Consider the following 21,165-nt stretch of genomic DNA (forward strand, 5'->3'; position numbering starts at 1 on the left):
TAGACCCATGCTGCCGCTCAAGGGACTGACCGTCATCGCCGTTGAACAGGCGGTGGCTGCACCATTCTGCAGTTCGCGGCTCGCGGATGCCGGCGCGCATGTCATCAAGATCGAGCGCCCGGAAGGCGACTTCGCCCGCGGCTATGACGCCGCGGCGAAGGGCCAGAGCAGCTATTTCGTCTGGCTCAACCGCGGCAAGGATTCCGTGGTAGTCGATCTCGCCACGCCAGACGGCCGCAAGGCCATGGAAGAGCTGATCGCCACTGCCGACGTGCTGATCCAGAATCTCAAGCCCGGCTCGATGGACAAGCTCGGTTTCACGCGCGAGCGGCTGCGCAAGGACTATCCGCGGCTGATCTGCGCCACCATCACCGGCTATGGCGACACCGGCCCCTATGCCCATCGCAAGGCCTATGACCTGCTGATCCAGGCCGAGAGCGGATTGGCGTCGATCACCGGCGGCCCCGAAGGCCCGTCGCGCGTCGGCGTCTCCATCGTCGACGTTGCTACGGGCGCCGCCGCGCATGCGGCGATCCTGGAAGCGTTGATCGGCCGCTCGGTGACCGGCGAAGGCGCCGATATCCGCATCTCGATGTTCGATGTGATGGCGGACTGGCTCACGGTGCCGCTGCTCAATGCCGAGGCTGGCAACGAGCCGAAGCGCATGGGCCTCGCCCATCCCTCCATCGCGCCCTATGGCGTGTTTCGCTCCAAGGATGGCAAGGACATCCTGATCTCGATCCAGAGCGAGCGTGAGTGGAAGATCCTCTGCGCCAAGGTGCTGGGGAATGCCGACCTCGCCGCCGATCCGCGCCTCGTCAACGGCGTCGAGCGCGTGCGCAACCGCGCCTTCACCGACCAGACCGTCAGCGACATCTTCGGATCGCTCGGCCGCGACGAACTGCTGAAGCGGCTGACGGATGCCGACATCGCGTTTGCGGAAGTGAATACCATGGCGGATCTCACCAATCATCCGCATCTGCGTCGCATCACCGTGAACACGCCGAATGGCGAGGTGTCGTATCCGGCGCCGGCCGCGATCTGGGTCGATGCGCCGCGCAGCTATGGCGCAGTGCCCGGCATCGGCGAAGTGCAGAAGTAATTTTTAAGATCAGACGGAGGTCGTCATGACCGACAAGCTCGACATCGATCATCTCAAGCAGTGGATCGGTCGCACCGACGAGGCCTCCGACATCGTGACTGCGCAGCTCGTGAAGGGCTTGCGCGCGACGCTGTTTCTCGACATCGGCACGCCGAAGCCGGGCGATGCCGCGCCGTTCACGACGCAGTGGTGCCTGGCGCAGCCCGTCGCCGCGATGGACAAGCTCGGCCCCGACGGTCACCCGGCGCGCGGCGGGTTTCTCCCGCCTGTGCCGCTGCCGCGTCGCATGTGGGCGGGCGGTGAAGTGCAGTTCATCGAACCGTTGCTTGTCGGCGACGAGGTCACGCGCTCCTCGAAGATCCTCGACGTCAACCTGAAGACCGGCTCCACCGGCGCGCTTTGCTTCGTCAATGTCGAGCACCTGATCACCACCAAGCGTGGCCTCGCCATCCGCGAGCGCCAGGACATCGTCTACAGGGACATGCCGACCAGCATGGCGCCGCCGGCGCCTGCCCCGAAGGACGTGCCCGCGGCCAAGCATCAGGAGACGCATTACGCCGATCCCGTGCTGCTGTTTCGCTATTCGGCGCTGACATTCAACGGTCACCGCATCCATTACGACCGCGACTATGTCACCAAGGTCGAATTCTATCCCGGCCTCGTGTTTCATGGGCCGTTGCAGGCGGCCTTGCTGGTGGAGTTCGCCGCCAAGCTGAAGGGCGGCAAGGCGCCGGCGAAATTCAGCTATCGCGGCGTGTCACCGCTGTTCGACGGCGCGGATTTTTCGGTGAATGCGAACGAGACAGCGGACGGGCTCGAGGTCTGGACCGCCAACGACAAAGGCGCGCCGACCATGAAGGCGACCGCGAGCTGGTAGCCGAAGGAGCGCGCTGATCTTACCTCTCCCCGCATTGCGGGGAGAGGTCGCCGCGTCTTCGCGGCGGGTGAGGGGCATTGCGCTGTAAGAGCCCAACTCACTCCGCTTTCGGATCGCTCAATTCTTCGACCCGAGCATCCTGCAAATTTCGCGGGCGATGTGCCACGCCCCTCACCCCACCCCTCTCCCCGCGCAAGATGCGGGGAGAGGGAGCGACGGCGCTCCTCCGTTCGGTCCGCGCGGTTTTGCCCTCTCCTCCCCGATTGACTCTCGCCCCCCTCCTGCTGTTGATGAGTCAACAACACACGGCAGACAACTGCCCGATCCCGTGAGGAAACGACCTTGGCCCGCGACAGCAAGACAACCGCCGCCCGCACTCCCGTCAGTGTCAAAGACGCCACGCTCAATCTGCTGCGCGGCTTCGGCATCCAAAAAGTCTTTGGCAATCCCGGCTCGACGGAACTGCCGTTTCTGTCCGACTGGCCCGACGATATCGATTACGTGCTCGGCCTGCAGGAAGCCTCGGTCATCGGCATGGCCGATGGCTATGCGCAGGCAACGCGCAATGCCGCTTTCGTCAATCTGCATTCCGCCGCCGGCGTCGGCCATGCGCTCGGCAATATCTACACCGCGCATCGCAACCAGACGCCGATGGTCATCACCGCCGGCCAGCAGGCGCGCAGCATTTTGCCGCTGCAGGCGTTTCTCTATGCCGAGCGCGCCTCGGAATTTCCGCGGCCCTATGTGAAATACAGCGTCGAGCCTGCGCGTGCAGAGGATGTGCCCGCCGCGATCGCGCGCGCCTATTATGTGGCGATGCAGCCGCCTTGCGGACCGACTTTCGTGTCGGTGCCGATCGACGATTGGACGCATCAGGCCCAACCTCTTGAAGCACGTTATGTGAGCCGCGAGCTCGGGCCAGATCCCAAGGCGATGCAGGAACTCGTCGCCGCACTCGGCACAAGCAAGAACCCGGCGCTCATCGTTGGCCCCGGGATCGATCGCGCAAACGCCGTCGATCTCATGGTCAGCGTTGCGGAGAAAACGAAGGCCGCCGTCTGGGTCAGTCCGTTCTCGGCGCGCTGCAGTTTCCCGGAGCGTCATCCGCAATTCGCCGGCTTCCTGCACGCCTCACCGGCACAGCTCTCGGATGCCCTCAAGGAACACGATCTCGTCGTCGTGATCGGCGCGCCGGTATTCACCTTCCACGTCGAAGGTCATGCCGCAATCTTCGATGGCGACACCACGATCTTCCAGATCACCGATGATGCGGACTCCGCCGCGGTCGCGCCGATCGGCACCAGCATCATCGCGACCATGAAGCCGGCCCTCAAGCTGCTGCTCGATCTGCTACCAGACACCAACCGACATGTCGCGAAGGGCCGCATCCTGCCGCCGCCGCCCGCAGGTGCTGACCCGATCCCGATAGATTATCTGCTACACACGCTATCGCGGGCCATGCCCGCAGATGCGATGCTGGTGGAAGAAGCGCCCTCGCATCGCCCGGCGATGCAGAAGTATCTTCCGATGCGCGGCGCCAATAGTTTCTACACCATGACCTCAGGCGGTCTCGGCCACTCCCTGCCGGCATCTGTCGGCATGGCGCTGGGCTATCCCAATCGGCGCACCGTCTGCCTGATCGGCGATGGCTCCGCCATGTATTCGATCCAGGCACTGTGGACCGCCGCGCAGCGCAAATTGCCTTTAACCATAGTAGTTATCAACAATTCCGGTTACGGCGCGATGCGTTCGTTCAGCCAGGTGATGCAGGTGCGCAATGTTCCCGGGCTGGATCTGCCCGGTCTGGATTTCGTCAAATTGGCGGAAGGCATGGGCGCGCATGCGGTGCGTGTGAGCAAATCATCGGAACTTGCGGGCGCTTTCGCGGCCAGTCTGCAACATCCGGGCGTCAGCCTTGTCGAAGTCATCGTCGACTCGGCCGTTCCCGTGCTTTATGGACAGAAGCACTGATATGACGGGATCATAACGGAAGGTCAGGCATGACGAAGCAGGCAGGCGACTCCTCGAAGAAGACGCACAGCTCCCACTGGGGTGCCTTTTCCGGACAATGGGTCGACGGCAAGCTGGTCATCACACCGCATCCGATCGATCCCGATCCGAATCCGATCATCCAGAATTTCCCCGAGGCGCTCCGCCACAAGGCGCGCATCGCCAAGCCGATGGTGCGCCGTGGCTGGCTCGAGAATGGGCCGGGCCCGGACGATCGCCGCGGCCGCGACGCATTCGTCGAGATGGAATGGGACGAGGTGCTCGACCTGCTCGCCGGCGAGTTGAAGCGCGTCAAGGACACCTACAGTGCCAAGGCGATCTATGGCGGCTCCTATGGCTGGTCGAGCGCGGGCCGCTTCCATCACGCGCAGAGTCAGATCCATCGCTTTCTGAATGTCGCGCTCGGCGGCTATGTGCGTTCGGTCAACAGCTACTCGGCCGGCGCGTCGACGGTTCTCATTCCGCACATCCTCGGCAACTACGAAGACATGACCCGCCGCAATATCGGCTGGGACGAGATCGTCGACCACACCGACATCATCCTCGCCTTCGGTGGCATGAACACCAAGAACTCGCGCGTCGCCGGCGGCGGCATCAGCAAGCACACCGAACATCGCGACATGATCGCACTGAGCAAGCGCGGCGGCGAACTGGTGCTGATCTCGCCGTTGAAGAGCGATCTGCCGGATGAAGTGAACCAGGACTGGGTCGCCGCGCGTCCCGGCACCGATGTCGCACTGATGCTCGGCATCGCGCACACCGCGGTGATAGACGGCACACATGACCGTGCGTTCCTCGCCAGCCATACGCATGGCTGGGAGACTTTCGAAGATTATCTGATGGGCCGCAGCGACGGCCAGCCGAAGGATGCCGCCTGGGCTGCCGGCATCACCGGCCTCACCGCCGACGCCATCCTCACGCTAGCGCGTCGCTTGCCCGGCAAGCGTGCGCTGTTCGTGGTCGCGCATTCGCTGCAGCGCGCGAAGCATGGCGAACAACCGGTGTGGATGGCCTCGGTGCTGTCAGCGATGTTCGGACAATCGGGCCTGCCCGGCGGCGGCTTCGGCTATGCGCTCGGCGCCATCGCCAATTACGGACGCCGCCAGAATGCCGTGCCGATCGCCGGCCTGCCGCAGGGCAAGAACGGCGTCAGCGAATTCATTCCGGTGGCACGCGTCAGCGACATGCTGCTCAATCCCGGCGCACCGTTCGAATATAACGGCGCGCATATGACCTATCCGGATATCAAGCTGGTCTATTGGGCCGGCGGCAATCCATTCCATCACCATCAGGACCTCAACCGCCTGCGCAAGGCCTTCGCGCAGGTCGATACGCTGGTGGTGCATGACCTCGCCTGGACCGCATCGGCACGCCATGCCGACTTCGTGCTCCCCTGCACCATGAGCCTGGAGCGCGAAGACATCGGCAGCTCGCAGACCGATCCGATGATGGTGGCGATGCATCAGATGGCCGAGCCGTTCGGCGACGCGCGCGACGACTACGCGATCTTCACCGGCCTCTCGGAACGCCTCGGCGCCGCCGACGCCTTCACCGAAGGCCGCACGCCGCGTGAATGGCTGAAGCATCTCTATCAACCGACGTACGACGGGCTCAAAGCCAAGGGAATCGATGCGCCGGACTTCGACGCCTTCTGGGCAGCCGGCGAAGTCATGCTGCCGCAATTGCCGCTGGATGGCGGCACGCTGCGCGCATTCCGCGACGATCCCGAGGGCACGCCGCTGCCCACCACCAGCGGCAAGATCGAGATCACGTCCGACACCATCGCCAGTTTCGGTTACGATGACTGCCCCGGCCATCCGGTGTGGCTGACGCCGGAAGACACCGTCGATGCGACCAACCCGCTGCAGCTTGTCGCCAATCAGCCGGCGTCGCGCCTGCACAGCCAGCTCGATTTCGGCGGCCATAGCAGCGCCGAGAAGCGCCGCGGCCGCGAGGTCGCGCGCATGCATCCGGTCGATGCCGATGCGCGCGGCATCAAGGACGGCGACATCATCAAGCTGTTCAACCAACGCGGTTCGTGTCTCGCCTCGGTGGTGGTCACCGAAGACGTCATGGCCGGCGTTGTGCAGCTGCCGACCGGCGCCTATTACGATCCCGAGGATCCGAACGAGGAGAAGCCGCTCTGCGTGCACGGCAATCCGAATGTGCTGACAAGGGACACCGGCACCTCGCGTCTCGCGCAAGGCTGCACCGGCCAGCTCACGGTGGTGAATGTCGAGAAGTTCACCGGCAACCTGCCGCCGATCCAGGCCTATGATCCGCCGGTCCCGGTGATCCGGCCACGCCCGCCGAAGCTGGAAGCGGCGGAGTAGTCCTCTTTCTAACCTCTCCCCGTTCTTTACGGGGAGAGGTCGCCGCGTCTTCGCGGCGGGTGAGGGGCCGCGCGCGACATTCGCCACAGCGCCAGTCTCTCGGGCCGTGAAATTCCTTGAACCACACGGCATCATTCAGAGAGATCCGAGAGGGCTTCTGTATGGCTAGCCGCGTGCCATGCCCCTCACCCGGCGCTGCGCGCCGACCTCTCCCCGCAAATGCGGGGCGAGGTTAAGGAAGGCCCTCCGCCCCTCACTTCGTCCCAAACGTCTCCCGCATCTTCGCCTGGATCTTGGCCATGCCGCCGATCCAGCGGTCGTAGTTCTCGGTCTTCTTGCGCATGTAGTCGATGACCTGCTTGTGCGGCAGGATCAGGAACGTCTCCGCCTCGATCCCCGCGAGTGCATCCTGCGCCACCTGCTCTGGCGACAGATTGCCGTCATTGGATTGCGGGCCCTTCGGGATGTTCTTCAGCATGTTGGTATCAACGCCCTGCGGGCACAGGATCGAGACCTTGATGTTGTCTGCCCGGTGTGAAATCGCCAGATTTTCGGCGAAGCCAACCGCGGCATGTTTGGTGGTCGAATAAGCCGGGCTACCGACCTGCGACAGCAGACCGGCTGCCGAGATCGTGTTGAGGAAGTAGCCGCCGCCACGTGCCTTGTAGAGCGGGATCAGATGCCTGGCAGCATAGACATGCGCCATCACATGAATCGCCCAGCTCTTCGCCCATGGTTCATCCGACGTGCCACCGGCATTCGGGCTCATGGGATCGAAGCCGCCGCCAATGCCGGCATTGGAACAGAACAAAGCGATCGGCCCGTAATGCCGTTCGGTCAGTTCGATCACATGCTGGATATCTTTTTCCTTGCCGACATCGCATCGGAATGCGGCGCCGCCGATGGACTCTGCAACGGCGGTCGCGCGCTCACCGTCGAGATCGACGACGACGACTTTCGCAGCGCCCGCTTTATGAAATGTCTCGCATAGCGCCTGGCCGATGCCATTGGCGCCACCGGTCACGACGACGACCTTGCCGGTCACCTGCATGCCGCACTCCCCTGTCGTTTATTTTCTTGAAGTGCTCGGCACTTCTTTAGGTGCTCAGCACCATGTCGAGCACGGCCGTATAGTGGCATGCGGCGCCGAGCAGGACAAATGCGTGCCAGATGGCGTTCTGGAAACGCAGCCGCTGCCAGGCGTGGAATACGACGCCCAGCGTATACAGCGTGCCACCGGCGGCGACGAACCACATGGTGAGCGGCGGCAGCGGCGTGAACACGGCGTCATAGGCCATCAGCCCGCTCCAGCCCATGGCGAGATAGAGCACCACGGCGAGCCGATCGAAACGGCCGGGATAAACGAGCTTGATGACGATGCCGGTGATGGCGACGCTCCACACGCCGGCCAGCAGCGAGATCGCGAGCCGTGTGTTGGCGATCTGCGCAAAGAACGGCGTGTAGGTCGCGGCGATGAGAAGATAGATCGCGGAGTGATCGAAGCGACGCAGGAACCACTTTCGCGGCGACACCGGCCACATGTTGTAGATGGCCGACAGCACCAGCATCGCCAGCAGGCCGACGGAATAGACCGAGACGGTCACGACCTCATACGCCGTCGCAAACACGGCGGCGAGCACGATGAGGACGGTGGCGGCGATCAGGCCGGAGAACACGCCGAGACCGTGAACGATGCCGTCGGCGATCAGTTCGGCACGGTCGTAATTCCAGCGGATCGCGCCGGCCACCATGTGAGCGGAATTACTGGTCAGTTCTTTGAATCGGAAAACGGTCATGGTGGCGTCAACCCGGCCGGTGCGATGCGGTGAGCTTGCCCCGTAAGCCCGCCTGTGACTTCCCCTGAAATCAGCGATAGATCATAGACTGGAGATCGTCAACGAAAGCCAAACGACGAAGTAACGACGCTTTCGTGACGAACTTGATTTCAGTCAGACAATCGCCATTTTTAGAGGCAGACCAACACCCGCGCACCATTCACCATGATGAGCTTTCCCGCACGATGCCCAGCCTGTCCGAACTCGTCGAAGAAGCACGGCTGTCCGCGCGCGCATTGCTCGATTATGGCGATGGTCTGTTCAATCCCACGGTGCGGCTTGGGGTCACAGGCCTGTCGCGCGCCGGCAAGACGGTCTTCATTACCGCGCTGGTGCATGGCCTGACGCGCGGCGGACGCTTTCCCGTCTTCGAGTCGCTCGCCACCGGACGCATCGCCAAGGCGCGTCTCGCGCCGCAGCCCGACGATGCCGTTCCCCGGTTCGCCTATGAAGAGCATCTGCGCACGCTGATCGACGACCGCCGCTGGCCGAACTCCACCACCGATATCAGCGAACTGCGTCTGGTCATCGACTATCAGCGCACGAGCGGCGCCGACCGCAAGCTCACACTCGACATCGTCGACTATCCCGGCGAATGGCTGCTGGATCTGCCGCTGCTCAGCAAGAGCTATGAAGAATGGTCGGCGGAGAGCCTTGCGCTATCGCGGCAGGGCCCGCGCGCGGCGCTGGCTGCGGCGTTTCACGCGCATCTTGCCACGCTCGATCCCAATGCACCGGAGAACGAGCAGGCGACGCTGATCGCAGCGAGGCTCTTCACCGACTATCTGCGCGCCTGCCGCGACGAACGCTTTGCCATGAGCCTGCTGCCACCGGGCCGGTTTTTGATGCCGGGCAATCTCGCGGGCTCGCCGGCGCTCACCTTTGCGCCACTCGACGTCGCCAGCGATGGCAGTGCACCGGATGGTTCGCTGTGGGCGATGATGAAGCGGCGCTATGAGGCCTACAAGGACGTCGTCGTCCGCCCTTTCTTCCGCGATCACTTCTCCAGGCTGGATCGGCAAATCGTACTCGTCGATGCGCTCTCGGCCTTCAACGCGGGACCCGAAGCGCTGCACGATCTCGAAGCCGCCCTCGCCGGCATTCTCGATTGCTTCCGCATCGGCCGCAGCACGATCCTCAGCACGCTGTTCCGCCCGCGCGTCGATCGCATCCTGTTTGCGGCGACCAAGGCCGATCATCTGCATCACCTCAGCCATGACCGGCTCGAGGATGTGCTCCGGCGCACCGTGACCAAGGCGGTGTCGCGCTCGGAACTCGCCGGCGCATCCGTGGATGTGGTCGCCATCGCCGCCGTCCGCGCCACCAAGGAAGCGCTGGTGCAACGCGGCCGCGACAAGCTGCCGTCGATCCTGGGCACGCCGGCCGCCGGCGAGGTCGCCAATGGCGAGACCTTCGACGGCGAGACCGAAGTCGCGACCTTTCCTGGCGATCTGCCGACCGATCTCGATGGCTTGTTCGCCGGCGGTTCTTTCAAGGGCCTCTCGACAGACGCCGCCGACAAGGCCGACTATCGCTTCCTGCGCTTCCGCCCGCCGCTCCTCACGCGCGATGGCGGCGAGGAGCCGGCGCTGCCTCACATCCGCCTCGACCGCGCGCTCCAGTTCCTGATCGGAGACAGGCTGCAATGACCGACCGTACGCGCCGCCCGGCAACGTTCCGGCTCGACGATCCCCATGTCACGGTGATGGACGCCGACGAGGATGCCGGCCGCCTCGCCCGCGGCACCATCCGCATCACGCCCGAGGCCGATCCGATGGCGATGCCCGTCGTCATCGACGAGCCGCTACGACCCGTGCGATCAGGCTTCCGCTGGGGCACCCTGTTCTGGACCGGACTCGGCGGCCTCGTGCTGCTCGGCACGGGTCTCGGCGTCACGCAACTGGTCCGCGACCTGTTCGCGATCAATGACGGCCTCGGCTTTCTCGGCCTCGGCTTCGCCGCGCTGGTCAGCATCGCGCTGATCGCCATCATCGCACGCGAGGCGCTGAGCCTGATGCGGCTCGCCACCATCGAGAAGCTGCATGCCCGCGCGCTGGCCGTGATCGCCAGCGACGACCATGCCGAGAGCCGCGCTGTGCTCGCCGATCTGCTGAAACTCGCCCACACCAATCCGCGCCTCGCCCGCGCGCGCACGGCCCTGCAGGGCCATGCCGATGATATCATCGACGGTGCCGATCTCATTCGCGTGGCCGAACGTGAATTGATGAGCCCGCTCGACATCGAAGCGCGTCGCCTCGTCTCGGTCGCCGCGCAACGCGTCTCGGTGGTGACGGCCGTCAGCCCGCGCGCCGTGGTCGATGTCCTGTTCGTCGCTGCGGCTGCGATCCGGCTGGTGCGCCAACTCGCAAAACTCTATGGCGGCCGCCCGGGGACGCTCGGGATGATCACGCTGATGCGTCATGCCATCAGCCATCTCGCCATCACCGGCGGCATGGCCGCCAGCGACAGCATGATCCAGCAGGTGCTCGGCCACGGCATCGCGGCAAAGCTCTCGCAGCGGCTCGGCGAAGGCGTGCTCAATGGCCTGCTCACCGCAAGGCTCGGGCTTGCTGCGATCGACGTGACACGTCCATTGCCATTCACGGCGCTGCCACGCCCGCAGCTTGGCGATCTCGCGAAGGATCTGCTGCGCAAGCGGGATGGGGAAGAGAATACCTAATCCGCGCTACTTCTAAACCGCTGCCACGCAGTCGACCTCGACCTCGAACGGGCCATGCCATCCCGCAACGATGAAAAAGCCGCGTGCCGGCGGCTCGCCTGAGAAGTAACGCGCATAAACCCGATTGATGGTTTCGAACTGATCGGCCCCCGTGCAATAGACATTGCACTTGATCACCCTGTCGATCGATGAGCCCGCAGCCGTAAGGCACAGCGCCATCTGATCGAGGACAATCTCGATCTGCCGCTCCAGCGGGAAGCGCCTGATCTCCCCGGTCTCGGGATCATAAGGCGGCAATTGCGAGACATAGACGAGATCGCCATAGCGCACGGCCGGCGCGACAGGAACCTTCCGTGCCTCGAAATAGGATGAGAACGGTTCGACGCGAATGAACTGTGCCTGCATGTTTCCGCTCCCGGCTGCCATTATTGATCGCATCATCGCACGGGGGACGGCTGGCGCCGGGCCAATTGGTTCGGCGCCGGCCGAACCGACGGGAGTGGCGAATTATCCGGCGAGCCGCTACGCTGGGATATGGTCGCCTCCGCAAACATGGTCGAAGTCGCGGCGCTGGTTGGTGACACTGCGCGCGCGACCATGCTTGCGGCACTCATGGGAGGTCAGGCGCTCACAGCAACCGAGCTGGCGTTTCAGGCGCGGATATCCCGCCCCACCGCGAGCGAACATTTGGTTCGGCTGCTCAACGCGCGATTGATATCGGTAACACCGAGCGGGCGGTTTCGTTACTATCGGATCACATCACCGCTCGTGGCCCAGATGCTGGAAAGCATGATCGCCGTCGCGGCCCTGGAAATGCCACCGAGGCATCGACCGCGTTCCGCCCGCGATGAAGCGTTGTGCCTTGCACGCAGTTGCTACGATCATATGGCCGGACGGTTGGGCGTTGCAGTCGCGGACGCGCTGATCGCACGAGATTACATGCATCTGAGCGCAGACGGTGGAGTGCTTACCGACGCAGGCCACCGCTTCCTCTGCGACTTCGGAGCCAGGCTTGAAACCGACCGTCGCAGCAAGCGCATCTTCTGCCGGGCCTGTCTGGACTGGAGCGAGCGGCGCTATCATGTAGGCGGGCTGGTCGGCGCCGAGCTGCAACGGCGATTTCTGGAACTCGGATGGGTTGCGCGAACGGGCGCGACTCGCGCCTTTAAAGTAACGGATGCCGGCAAGGTTGAATTGAAAGATATATTTGGCATCGACCTGGACGTCGCATGCACCAATCGCGGCCTCCTTTCCCCTCGTCAGCCGGGAGAGAGCAGTCAGCGCGCCGCCAGCTGAATGCGTGACGGCGCAGACATCTCCGCCAGCGCCGGCCAGCGATAGAACGGTGTATCAGGCTTCGGCGTCAGCTCAGGCGTCCAGCCGGTGAGCTTGTCGATCGCATAGTGCTTCATGGCCGTGCCGCGCCAGATGGTATCGACTTCGGCGACAGGCGTGAGCACTGCACTCGTCGTCACCAGCAGCGGGCGCTGATTGTCCGCGGTCTGTGCGATGTAAAGTCCGGTGTGCCCCTTAATTCTGTCCATGCCGGGATCGCGGAAGCCGATAAATCTGGCGCGCTCGTTGACCTGCACCACCGGCACCCTGTCCTTGAGATGCCAGCGCAGCATCGCATAGGTGCGGTAGTCGGTCGTCGCGATCCAGGTGGCGCCGGTGGTCTTCATCTCTGCCAATGCGCGATCGGTCAGCACCTGATAGCCGCCCTCGCCGCCGAGCGGATCGTTCTTGCCGATCAGGTTCCACGGCGCGGCCACGCTGTAGAGGAACACCAGCACCACCAGCGGAATGCCGGTGGCGATGGCGGCGATGCTCCAGCCATAGGAGGCACGCACCATGCGCTGCGACCAGCCGTAGCCCGCGAGCTTCGTCAGGTTGATCGCCGCCGCAGCGATGCCGGCGGGCCACAGGAACATCGGCCAGGTATCGCCGACACGCAGGGTCAGCGACTTCCATGCAAAGAAAAAGAACGGCACCAATACGCAGGTGGCGAGCAGGATCGCGACCGGTTCGCGGCGGCGATAGCCACGCCATGCCGTGACGACAACCGCGGAGAGAATGACCGGCATCAGGATGAAGCCGACCTGACCGAACTGCAGGCCGAGAAAATCGCCGAGCGTGCGCAGCGACACCTCGTTGTTCGTGGTGGCGCGGATGAACTGGAACCTGAACGATGCCCAGTCGTGGCCGGCATTCCAGATCAGGACCGGCGACGAGATCGCCAGTGCGATCAGCACGGCCAGCCATGGATACGGGCTGCGCAGCCAGCGCCCGCGCCATTCCGGCACCAGCATGAAAGCGAGAATGCCCGGTACGAACATCACCACGGTCAGCTTCGACAGCAGCGCGAGACCACCGAAGACGCCGGCCGCGAGCCACCAGCGCCCGTCATGGCTTTCGGCAAGCCGCACCAGCGACCACAGCATCGCCATGGCGAACGGGATCAACGCGACATCCGGCGCGACCTTGGCCATCAGCAATCCGTAATACAGCGCCGCTTCCGACATCAGCACCGTCAGCAGCACCGCGCGCAGATCCTGCGTGACGCGGCGAACGATGTCGGCGAGCAGCAATTGCGTCACCGCCATCGCCACGATACCGGCGAAACGCGCGCCGAAATTGGTGTCGCCGAAGATCAGCGTGCCCGCACGGATGAACCATGAGATCATCGGCGGATGATCGAGGAACGACAGCACGTTTTCCTTCGACCAGGTCCAGTAATAGGCCTCGTCGGTGCGCAGATCGAACATCCCGGCATAGACCAGCCGCATCGCGGTCAGCGCGACGAGCAATGCACCGATCACCCAAAAGGCGCGGCGGGAGACATTCCGATCGAGGTAAGGGTCGGGAAAAGACGTCATCGCCGAGCTTTTCGGCGGACTTCGCCATGCTGTCAACTTGTTGACTTTACTGCTGGATAAGGTCTGTCCGGAGGCCGCTCCGGATGGCATCGGAGCGCGTCTCGCCGTAGGGTTTCGCCATGGACGCGACGTTCAAGACAGCCAGCAACCTGCCCCGGACGGCCCCCACCACCGCGTGGTGGCGCGGCATCGGGCTGCGCCAGGTCAGGCTGGTCTGCGGACTCGTGCTGTTCACCTATCTGCTCAGCCATTTTCTGAATCACGCGCTTGGCAATATCTCGCTCGACGCGTTGCAGACCGGCGTCGTGATCCATGCCGGCTTCTGGCAGTTCTTTCCGGTCGCCGTGACCTTCTATTCGGCGGTGACGATCCATGGCGTGCTCGGCATCTGGGCGCTGTTCGAACGCCGGCAGTTCCGCTGGCGAGCCGTCGAGCCGCTGCAACTGGTACTCGGGCTCAGCATTCCCGCACTCATCGTCGGCCATGTGGTCGCCGTCCGCCTGGGAGAAAACCTGTACGACATCAATCGCAGCTATCCTCAGGTGTTCTATGGCTGGATCACCTCGCCCGCGAAGACGTGGTCGATGTATCTCGTGGTGGTCGTCTCCTGGCTACACGGGTGTATCGGGCTGTATTTCTGGCTGCGGCTGAAAGCCCATTTCAAGAGCCTCGCGCCCTATCTTCTGTCGGCTGCCGTGCTGATCCCGACACTGGCGCTGCTTGGTATCTTCCAGGGCAAGCGTGAGGTCGAGGCCAAGCTGGCATCGCCGCAATGGCAGGCCGAGAATTTCGGCCCGGACCGGATGGGCACCGCTCCACAGCAGCAGACACTGGGCGACATCACCGACGATCTCCTGATCGGCTATCTCGCGCTGCTCGGCATCGTGCTCGCAGCCCGGGCCATCCGCATGGTCGTCGAACGCCGCGCCGGGATGATCAATCTGTCCTATAGCGACGGTCGCAAGCTGCGCGTCCCTCTCGGCCTCAGCGTGCTGGAAGCGAGCCTGCGTCATCGCGTGCCGCATGCCAGCGTCTGCGGCGGACGCGCGCGCTGTTCGACCTGCCGCATTCGCGTCACCAGCGGTGTCGAGACATTGCCGGCACCTTCCGCGCGCGAAGCCTTCGTGCTGAGCAGGATCGGCGGCGCTGCAGATCCCGCGGTCCGGCTGGCCTGCCAGTTGCGGCCGACAACTGATGTGGCCTTCGTTCAACTGTTCGCACCGCAGGTGACCAGCGCGAATGCGCATGCGTCGCAGCCGGCGCGGATCGGCCAGGAGCGTTATCTCGTCTGCATGTTCGTCGACATGCGCGGCTCCACCATGCTCGCCGAGAAGCGGCTGCCTTACGACACGGTGTTCATCGTCAACCGCTTTCTCGACGCCGTCTCGCGAGCTGTGATCGCAAGCGGCGGCAAGCCCAACCAGTTCATCGGCGACGGCGAGCTGGCGCTGTTCGGCCTCGCCTGCGATCCGCAGACCGCATGTCGTCAGGCCCTGCAGGCTGCACAGCTCATTGCCGAGAATATCGAGGAACTCAATCGCGCCCTCGCCCATGACCTGCCGCAGCCGCTGCGTTTCGGCATCGGCATTCACGGCGGCGAAGTCATCGTCGGCGATATCGGCTATCGCGACCACATGGTGTTCACCGCACTCGGCGATGCGGTCAATGTCGCTGCACGCCTGCAGGACATGACCAAGAGCCTCGCTTGCGAAGTCATCATCTCCGAAGAAGTAAGCACCACTGCAGGCCTCGCGGGTGACGCGCTGCCACAACAAGACGTTGCGATCCGCGGCCGTGCCGCGCCGATGAATGTACGCACGATCGCAGATGCGAAGGTGCTTTCGTCTCTCGTTACCAGCGACATGGTTTCCGCGCTTTAACGCTGTTCCTGCAGGGCGCGCGCTTTGCCTGCCTGAACAAGCATTCAGAAAATTCCCTGAGAGTTTCTTCGAACCCGCTCCGAAATCGATGCGACGAATTTGCGATGGATCGAACAGACAGATCCCGCAACCAGCGCTTCGCGCATCACTGAAGGAGAACGACCATGTTTCGCAAACTCGCACTCGCATTCGTTGCAGCAGCTTCCCTCGGCGCGATGGCGCTGACGCCGTCCGCCGCATCGGCCCATGGCTGGGGCTGGCATGGCCATCACCACCACTTCCATGGCGGCGGCTTCTACGGCCCCACTTTCGGCATTGGCTATGTCGGTGGCGGCGGTGGATGCTATGTGAGCCGCCGCGTGATGACGCCCTACGGCCTGCGCTGGCGCACGGTTAACGTCTGCTACTAATCCTCGCATGAGGGCTGCGAACCCCGGCCACCTCGGCCGGGGTTTTGCATTGCAGCGATATCACCAGCGTGCAGGCGACAACGCATGGTCGTATTGCGACCGAACCCGGCACTCTGCTTTTGCGACCTTCCGCCGCGTCGGAAACATCCTGAATAGCGACGAATCCCGGCAAATTGGACAGATAACGGTCGGTTTGGACGATTTCTGCACGCCGTTTGAGCTATCAAGCTTGGCAATCCGCGGGTAACGTGCGCATGTCGGATATGCCGGTTTGCGGGGACCGGCAGTTCGTTATCGATTTTGATCCCGCGGAGACGACGTGATGACTAAAGGCACTGTGAAGTGGTTCAACCCGACGAAGGGTTATGGATTCATCCAGCCGGCGAATGGCGGCAAGGACGTGTTCGTTCATATTTCGGCAGTTGAGAAGGCTGGCCTTTCGACACTGAACGAAGGACAGACCGTTGAATTCGAGGAAGTTGCCAACCGCGGCAAGACCTCGGCTGAGAACCTCAAGGTCTGATACATCTGGTTTGATACCAGTGTGATCCGGCTGCTTCCCCGAAGTTTTCCAGATCACGCCTCAACAATGTAGAGCGCATTCGGCACGAGCGGTTTCCTCCAAAGGGGCACCTCTCCTGCAACGCAATCAGTTTCACGCAGGATTGCGCTAATTCGATCCGCGGTGTGCGCTCTAGCCTAACTCCAAAAACCCGAGCTGAGATCTTTGTAAGGTCCGCTCCTTAGAGCCGCCAGTTGACGTGACGCACGCCTCAGCGACGCGACGGCCCTCCATTCCCTGCTTCAGTTTTCCTTGACCCACTGATCGGCCGGCTTGACGTCCGGCAGCTGTGCATAGCCGCGCGTCCACATGTCGACCACCCATTCGGTGCCCGTCGCGCGGTCCAGCAGCACGGCGGTATTGTGCGGCGTCTGCAGCACCAACGCATTGCCGCGATAGCGCGGATTGCCCACCGTGTGATGCTTCAGCAAACCCCAGTCCTGGATGATCAGCAGCAGGCTGGTGACGTTGCGCGTCGTGTCCCAGCAATCGAAATTATGCTTGTCGTCGAAATAGCGGAAATCCGCATTGGCGATCCGCTTGTCGGTACCGAGCACCGGGCCGACGCGGCGGTCCCACCACACCACCGCCTTCTGCACGGCCGCGCGTTCCGCCGCGGCCGACGCCTTGCCCGCGGCGAGAAGCTTGGTGAGCGCGGCCCTGTCAGCAGAGGTGAAATCGAAGGCGTGGCGACGCCGGCAGACGAAGCCGTAGCAGATGGTCATGGAACCGGCGGATGGCGGGTAGATCGACACCGACGTGTAAAGATCGCTGACCTCGCGGGACATTTCAATCGCGCGCGCATGAGACATCGAGAACAGGCCGGTCACTGCGATGACACCTGCCGCCATCAGAATACGAAAATCGGCGACACGAAGATTGAATTGGCCTGCCCGCATGATTTGCTCCGAGAGAAACGCGCGGAAACCTAACGCAGGGTCTCCACGCTGCCAAGACAACGGCAAGGCAACGGCGGCGTTATCCCGGCTCGCTATCCAACCGGCAGCGGTGCGTCGCGCTTCACTTCTTCCATGACCGCGTAAGTGCGGCTCTCGCGCACGCCGGGCAGCGCCAGCAGGCTTTCGCCGAGAAAACGACGATAGGCGCTCATGTCGGCCACGCGCGCCTTCACCAGATAATCGAAACCGCCCGCCACCATGTGGCACTCCAGCACTTCCGGCGCGAGCCGCACGGCGCGGGCGAAGCGTTCGAATACGTCGGGCGTGGTCTTGTCGAGCAGCACCTCGACGAAGACCAGCAGGCCAAGGCCGAGCATCTGCGGATTCAGCCGCGCGCCATAGCCTTCGATATAGCCGTCGCGTTGCAGCCGCTTCAGCCGCTCGCCGATCGAGGTCGGGGACAGGCCGACCTTCTCGGCGAGCTCAACATTGGCGATTCGGCCGTCAGCCTGCAGGACGGCGAGGATTTTCCGGTCAATCTTGTCGATATCGCTCATACCCGGTGTATAGCACGATCATTTCCGGATTATCTAAGGTAAAATTCCGATATCTCCTATCGAACTACGGACAGACCGGGATTAGGCTTGAAGGATATCCGAGGAAACGCCCATGCCACCCGATTCCATGCCTCCCTTCACCGCTCCCTATGCACCGGATGATGGGGCCATCGCCGCCGGGCTTCTGGCCGACGCAGCCATGACGCCCGCCCAGGTCGCGCGGATCGACGCAACGGCCACGCGCCTGATCGACGCGATCCGCGCCAAGGGCGACCGCTTCGGCGGCGTCGAGGACATGCTGCGGGAATATGCGCTCTCCACCAAAGAGGGCCTTGCGCTGATGGTGCTGGCGGAGGCGCTGCTGCGGGTGCCGGACGCACGCACCGCCGACGCCTTCATCGAGGACAAGCTCGGTCAGGGCGATTTCATCCATCACGAGACCAGGTCGAGCGCCTTCCTAGTCAATGCCTCGGCCTGGGCGCTCGGCATCTCGCAGCGCGCGATCCAGCCCGGCGAGACGCCGACGGGAACGCTCGGCCGGCTGGCGAAGCGGATCGGCGTGCCCGCAGTGCGCACGGCGACGCGGCAGGCGATGCGGCTGATGGGCAGCCACTTCGTGCTCGGCGAAACCATCGACGCGGCGCTGGCCCGCGCCCGCGCGCCGTCCGAGCGCCCGGCGCGCTACTCCTTCGACATGCTCGGCGAAGGCGCGCGCACCAAGGACGACGCACAGCGCTATTTCGACTCCTATGCCTCGGCCATCTCGGCCATCGGCCACGCCGCGGGCAACAACCCGCTGCCCGACCGGCCGGGTATCTCGGTCAAACTCTCGGCATTGCATCCGCGCTATGAGGCGGTGAGCCATCAGCGCGTGATGCGCGAACTGGTGCCGCGCCTGATCGTGCTGGCGCAGCAAGCGAAGAGCTATGACCTCAATTTCACCGTCGATGCCGAAGAAGCCGACCGACTCGAATTGTCGCTCGATGTCATCGATGCGGCCTTTGCCGATCCGTCGCTGGCGAGATGGGACGGTTTCGGGCTTGCGATCCAGGCCTATCAGAAGCGCTGCGCCGACGTGATCGACCACATCGACGCGCTGGCGCGCCGTCACGATCGAAAGATGATGGTGCGCCTCGTCAAGGGCGCCTATTGGGACACCGAGATCAAGCGCGCGCAAGAACGCGGGCTCATTGGTTATCCGGTGTTCACGCGCAAGGCGATGACCGACCTGAACTACATTTCCTGCGCACAGAAGCTGCTCGCGCTGCGACCACACATCTTCCCGCAATTCGCCACGCACAATGCGCTCACCGTCGCGACCATCCTCGAACTGGCCGGCACCAGCGGCGGCTACGAATTCCAGCGCCTGCACGGCATGGGCGACGCGCTCTATGAGCAGCTCGGCAAGGACCATCCCGCCATTCGCTGGCGCACCTATGCGCCGGTGGGCAGCCATCGCGATCTGCTAGCCTATCTGGTGCGACGGCTGCTGGAGAATGGCGCGAACTCATCTTTCGTGGCGATCGCCGCGGATGACGCCGTGCCGATCGCGACGCTGCTTAAGCGGCCTGCCGCGATCATCGGCTCTTCGAATGGTGCGCACCATCCGAAGATCCCTTTGCCGGCCGATCTCTATCGACCAGAGCGGACCAATTCACACGGCATCGAATTTGGCGAACGCGCCCCATTGGATGAATTGCTGGCCGAGATTGCGGCCAGCAAGTCAGACATGGACGAGGTCGTTGATGCCAATGCCGAGCAGGCAAATGCCGCGGTGACGGCAGCGCGCGCAGGCTTTGCGTCATGGAGCCACACCCCAGCACATGAACGCGCGGCGATCCTCGACAACGCCGCCGATCGTCTGGAACAGCGCCGCGCGTCCTTCATCGCATTGCTGCAACAGGAAGGCGGCAAGACGCTTGATGATGCGCTATCGGAGGTCCGCGAGGCCATCGACTTCTGCCGCTATTACGCCGCGCAGGGCCGCGAGCAATTCGGCACTGGCCAGACAATGCCCGGGTCCACCGGCGAGAGCAACGTGTTGAGCCTGCGCGGCCGTGGCGTCTTTATCGCCATCTCGCCGTGGAATTTTCCGCTGGCGATTTTTCTCGGCCAGGTGAGTGCCGCGCTGACGGCGGGCAACACGGTCGTCGCCAAGCCGGCCGAACAAACGCCACGCATCGCGGCACGGGCCGTACGCCTGCTTCATGAAGCCGGTGTGCCCACGTCAGCATTGCATCTGATCCAGGGCGACGGCAGCATCGGGGCAGCGCTCGTCGCGCATCCCGCCATCGCCGGTGTGGTGTTCACCGGCTCGACCGAGGTGGCCCGATCGATCAACCGCACCCTCGCCGCCAAGGATGGCCCGATCGTGCCACTCATCGCCGAGACCGGCGGCATCAATGCAATGATCGTCGATGCTACGGCTCTGCCCGAGCAGGTCGCCGACGATGTGGTGATGTCCGCGTTCCGCTCCGCGGGCCAGCGCTGCTCGGCGCTGCGGCTGCTGCTCGTGCAGGACGATGTCGCCGACCGCATGATCGAGATGATCGTTGGCGCGGCCCGGGAACTCAAGCTGGGCGATCCCCGTGATGCCGCCACCCATATCGGCCCGGTGATCGACGCCGAGGCGAAGCAGAAGCTCGATGCGCATATCGCGCACATGACCATCGAGGCACGCGTGCACTTTGCGGGCACGGCACCTGCAGGCAACTTCGTCGCACCGCATATTTTCGAACTCGCGAGCGCACGTGAGCTCACCGAAGAAGTGTTCGGTCCGATCCTGCATGTGGTGCGCTACCGCGCTGCCGACTTCGACAAGGTGCTGCAGGACATTGCCGACACCGGCTTCGGGCTCACGCTCGGCGTGCATTCGCGGATCGACGATATGGTTGAGCGCGTGATCGCCCGCCTGCCGGTCGGCAATGTCTATGTGAACCGCAACATGATCGGCGCTGTGGTCGGCGTGCAGCCCTTCGGCGGCTTCGGCCTGTCCGGCACCGGCCCGAAAGCCGGCGGCCCGCATTACCTCGCCCGCTTCGCCACCGAGCAGACCGTCACGATCAACACGGCCGCGGCGGGTGGCAATGCAGCATTGATGACAGATCAAAACTGATCCTTCTTACCCTCCCCTGGAGGGGGAGG

At 63.7% G+C, this 21,165-nt stretch carries 17 protein-coding genes; 11 read left to right on the forward strand and 6 right to left on the reverse strand.

Features of this window, described 5'->3' with window-relative positions; all coding sequences use genetic code 11:
- The first annotated feature begins 7 nt into the window (after window positions 1-7).
- The 4 genes from BLW80_RS02685 (at window position 8) to BLW80_RS02700 (ending at window position 6,322) form a co-directional block, all read left to right on the forward strand.
- On the forward strand, window positions 8-1,102 hold the full coding sequence (locus BLW80_RS02685; RefSeq protein WP_093756711.1) for a CaiB/BaiF CoA transferase family protein: 1,095 nt from the start codon (window positions 8-10) through the stop codon (window positions 1,100-1,102).
- 25 nt (window positions 1,103-1,127) lie between these two features.
- Window positions 1,128-1,979: an HTD2 family dehydratase gene (locus BLW80_RS02690; RefSeq protein WP_093756712.1), complete on the forward strand. Its 852-nt coding sequence runs from the start codon at window positions 1,128-1,130 to the stop codon at window positions 1,977-1,979.
- A gap of 342 nt (window positions 1,980-2,321) precedes the next feature.
- The gene (mdlC, locus tag BLW80_RS02695; protein WP_093756713.1) at window positions 2,322-3,950 is read left to right on the forward strand and encodes a benzoylformate decarboxylase; all 1,629 of its coding nucleotides are present in this window, start codon (window positions 2,322-2,324) and stop codon (window positions 3,948-3,950) included.
- A gap of 29 nt (window positions 3,951-3,979) precedes the next feature.
- A complete protein-coding gene (locus BLW80_RS02700; RefSeq protein WP_093756714.1) occupies window positions 3,980-6,322 on the forward strand; it encodes a molybdopterin guanine dinucleotide-containing S/N-oxide reductase in 2,343 nt (780 codons plus the stop codon).
- Window positions 6,323-6,575: 253 nt separating this feature from the next.
- On the opposite strand, the gene BLW80_RS02705 is transcribed toward BLW80_RS02700, so the two are convergent.
- Both BLW80_RS02705 and trhA read right to left on the reverse strand, forming a co-directional pair.
- Window positions 6,576-7,373 carry an SDR family oxidoreductase gene (locus tag BLW80_RS02705; protein ID WP_093756715.1) on the reverse strand — a complete coding sequence of 266 codons (798 nt, stop codon included), beginning with the start codon at window positions 7,371-7,373 and terminating at the stop codon, window positions 6,576-6,578.
- Window positions 7,374-7,419: 46 nt separating this feature from the next.
- Window positions 7,420-8,118, reverse strand: coding sequence for a PAQR family membrane homeostasis protein TrhA (gene trhA / locus BLW80_RS02710; RefSeq protein ID WP_089265299.1), 699 nt, complete (start codon window positions 8,116-8,118; stop codon window positions 7,420-7,422).
- A gap of 224 nt (window positions 8,119-8,342) precedes the next feature.
- Here trhA and BLW80_RS02715 point away from each other — a divergent pair, with 224 nt between their 5' ends.
- Window positions 8,343-9,806, forward strand: coding sequence for a YcjX family GTP-binding protein (locus BLW80_RS02715; RefSeq protein WP_093756716.1), 1,464 nt, complete (start codon window positions 8,343-8,345; stop codon window positions 9,804-9,806).
- Complete coding sequence (locus BLW80_RS02720) at window positions 9,803-10,837, forward strand: YcjF family protein (protein ID WP_093756717.1); 1,035 nt, start codon at window positions 9,803-9,805, stop codon at window positions 10,835-10,837. The genes BLW80_RS02715 and BLW80_RS02720 overlap by 4 nt, the downstream gene beginning before the upstream one ends.
- Window positions 10,838-10,849: 12 nt before the next feature.
- Here BLW80_RS02720 and BLW80_RS02725 read toward each other — a convergent pair whose 3' ends face one another.
- The gene (locus BLW80_RS02725; RefSeq protein WP_093756718.1) at window positions 10,850-11,242 is read right to left on the reverse strand and encodes a RidA family protein; all 393 of its coding nucleotides are present in this window, start codon (window positions 11,240-11,242) and stop codon (window positions 10,850-10,852) included.
- A 129-nt stretch (window positions 11,243-11,371) separates the two neighbouring features.
- Here BLW80_RS02725 and BLW80_RS02730 point away from each other — a divergent pair, with 129 nt between their 5' ends.
- Complete coding sequence (locus tag BLW80_RS02730) at window positions 11,372-12,133, forward strand: ArsR/SmtB family transcription factor (RefSeq protein WP_093756719.1); 762 nt, start codon at window positions 11,372-11,374, stop codon at window positions 12,131-12,133.
- On the opposite strand, the gene BLW80_RS02735 is transcribed toward BLW80_RS02730, so the two are convergent.
- A complete protein-coding gene (locus BLW80_RS02735; RefSeq protein WP_093756720.1) occupies window positions 12,115-13,713 on the reverse strand; it encodes a glycosyltransferase family 39 protein in 1,599 nt (532 codons plus the stop codon). The genes BLW80_RS02730 and BLW80_RS02735 overlap by 19 nt on opposite strands.
- A gap of 119 nt (window positions 13,714-13,832) precedes the next feature.
- Between BLW80_RS02735 and BLW80_RS02740 the strand changes: the two genes are divergently transcribed.
- The 3 genes from BLW80_RS02740 (at window position 13,833) to BLW80_RS02750 (ending at window position 16,526) form a co-directional block, all read left to right on the forward strand.
- Window positions 13,833-15,593, forward strand: coding sequence for an adenylate/guanylate cyclase domain-containing protein (locus BLW80_RS02740; protein ID WP_093756721.1), 1,761 nt, complete (start codon window positions 13,833-13,835; stop codon window positions 15,591-15,593).
- 164 nt (window positions 15,594-15,757) lie between these two features.
- A complete protein-coding gene (locus BLW80_RS02745; protein WP_093756722.1) occupies window positions 15,758-16,003 on the forward strand; it encodes a hypothetical protein in 246 nt (81 codons plus the stop codon).
- Window positions 16,004-16,325: 322 nt separating this feature from the next.
- Window positions 16,326-16,526: a cold-shock protein gene (locus tag BLW80_RS02750; protein WP_068734210.1), complete on the forward strand. Its 201-nt coding sequence runs from the start codon at window positions 16,326-16,328 to the stop codon at window positions 16,524-16,526.
- 281 nt (window positions 16,527-16,807) lie between these two features.
- On the opposite strand, the gene BLW80_RS02755 is transcribed toward BLW80_RS02750, so the two are convergent.
- Together BLW80_RS02755 and BLW80_RS02760 are read right to left on the reverse strand one after the other, a co-directional pair.
- Window positions 16,808-17,416, reverse strand: a complete 609-nt coding sequence (locus BLW80_RS02755; protein ID WP_093757316.1) for a hypothetical protein — start codon at window positions 17,414-17,416, stop codon at window positions 16,808-16,810.
- Between the two features lie 140 nt (window positions 17,417-17,556).
- The gene (locus BLW80_RS02760) at window positions 17,557-18,021 is read right to left on the reverse strand and encodes an Lrp/AsnC ligand binding domain-containing protein (protein ID WP_068734214.1); all 465 of its coding nucleotides are present in this window, start codon (window positions 18,019-18,021) and stop codon (window positions 17,557-17,559) included.
- A 112-nt stretch (window positions 18,022-18,133) separates the two neighbouring features.
- On the opposite strand from BLW80_RS02760, the gene putA reads away from it, so the two are divergent.
- Window positions 18,134-21,136 carry a bifunctional proline dehydrogenase/L-glutamate gamma-semialdehyde dehydrogenase PutA gene (gene putA / locus BLW80_RS02765; RefSeq protein ID WP_093756723.1) on the forward strand — a complete coding sequence of 1,001 codons (3,003 nt, stop codon included), beginning with the start codon at window positions 18,134-18,136 and terminating at the stop codon, window positions 21,134-21,136.
- Window positions 21,137-21,165 lie beyond the last annotated feature (29 nt).

It is taken from the genome of Tardiphaga sp. OK245 (assembly GCF_900108575.1).
GTDB lineage: Bacteria > Pseudomonadota > Alphaproteobacteria > Rhizobiales > Xanthobacteraceae > Tardiphaga > Tardiphaga robiniae.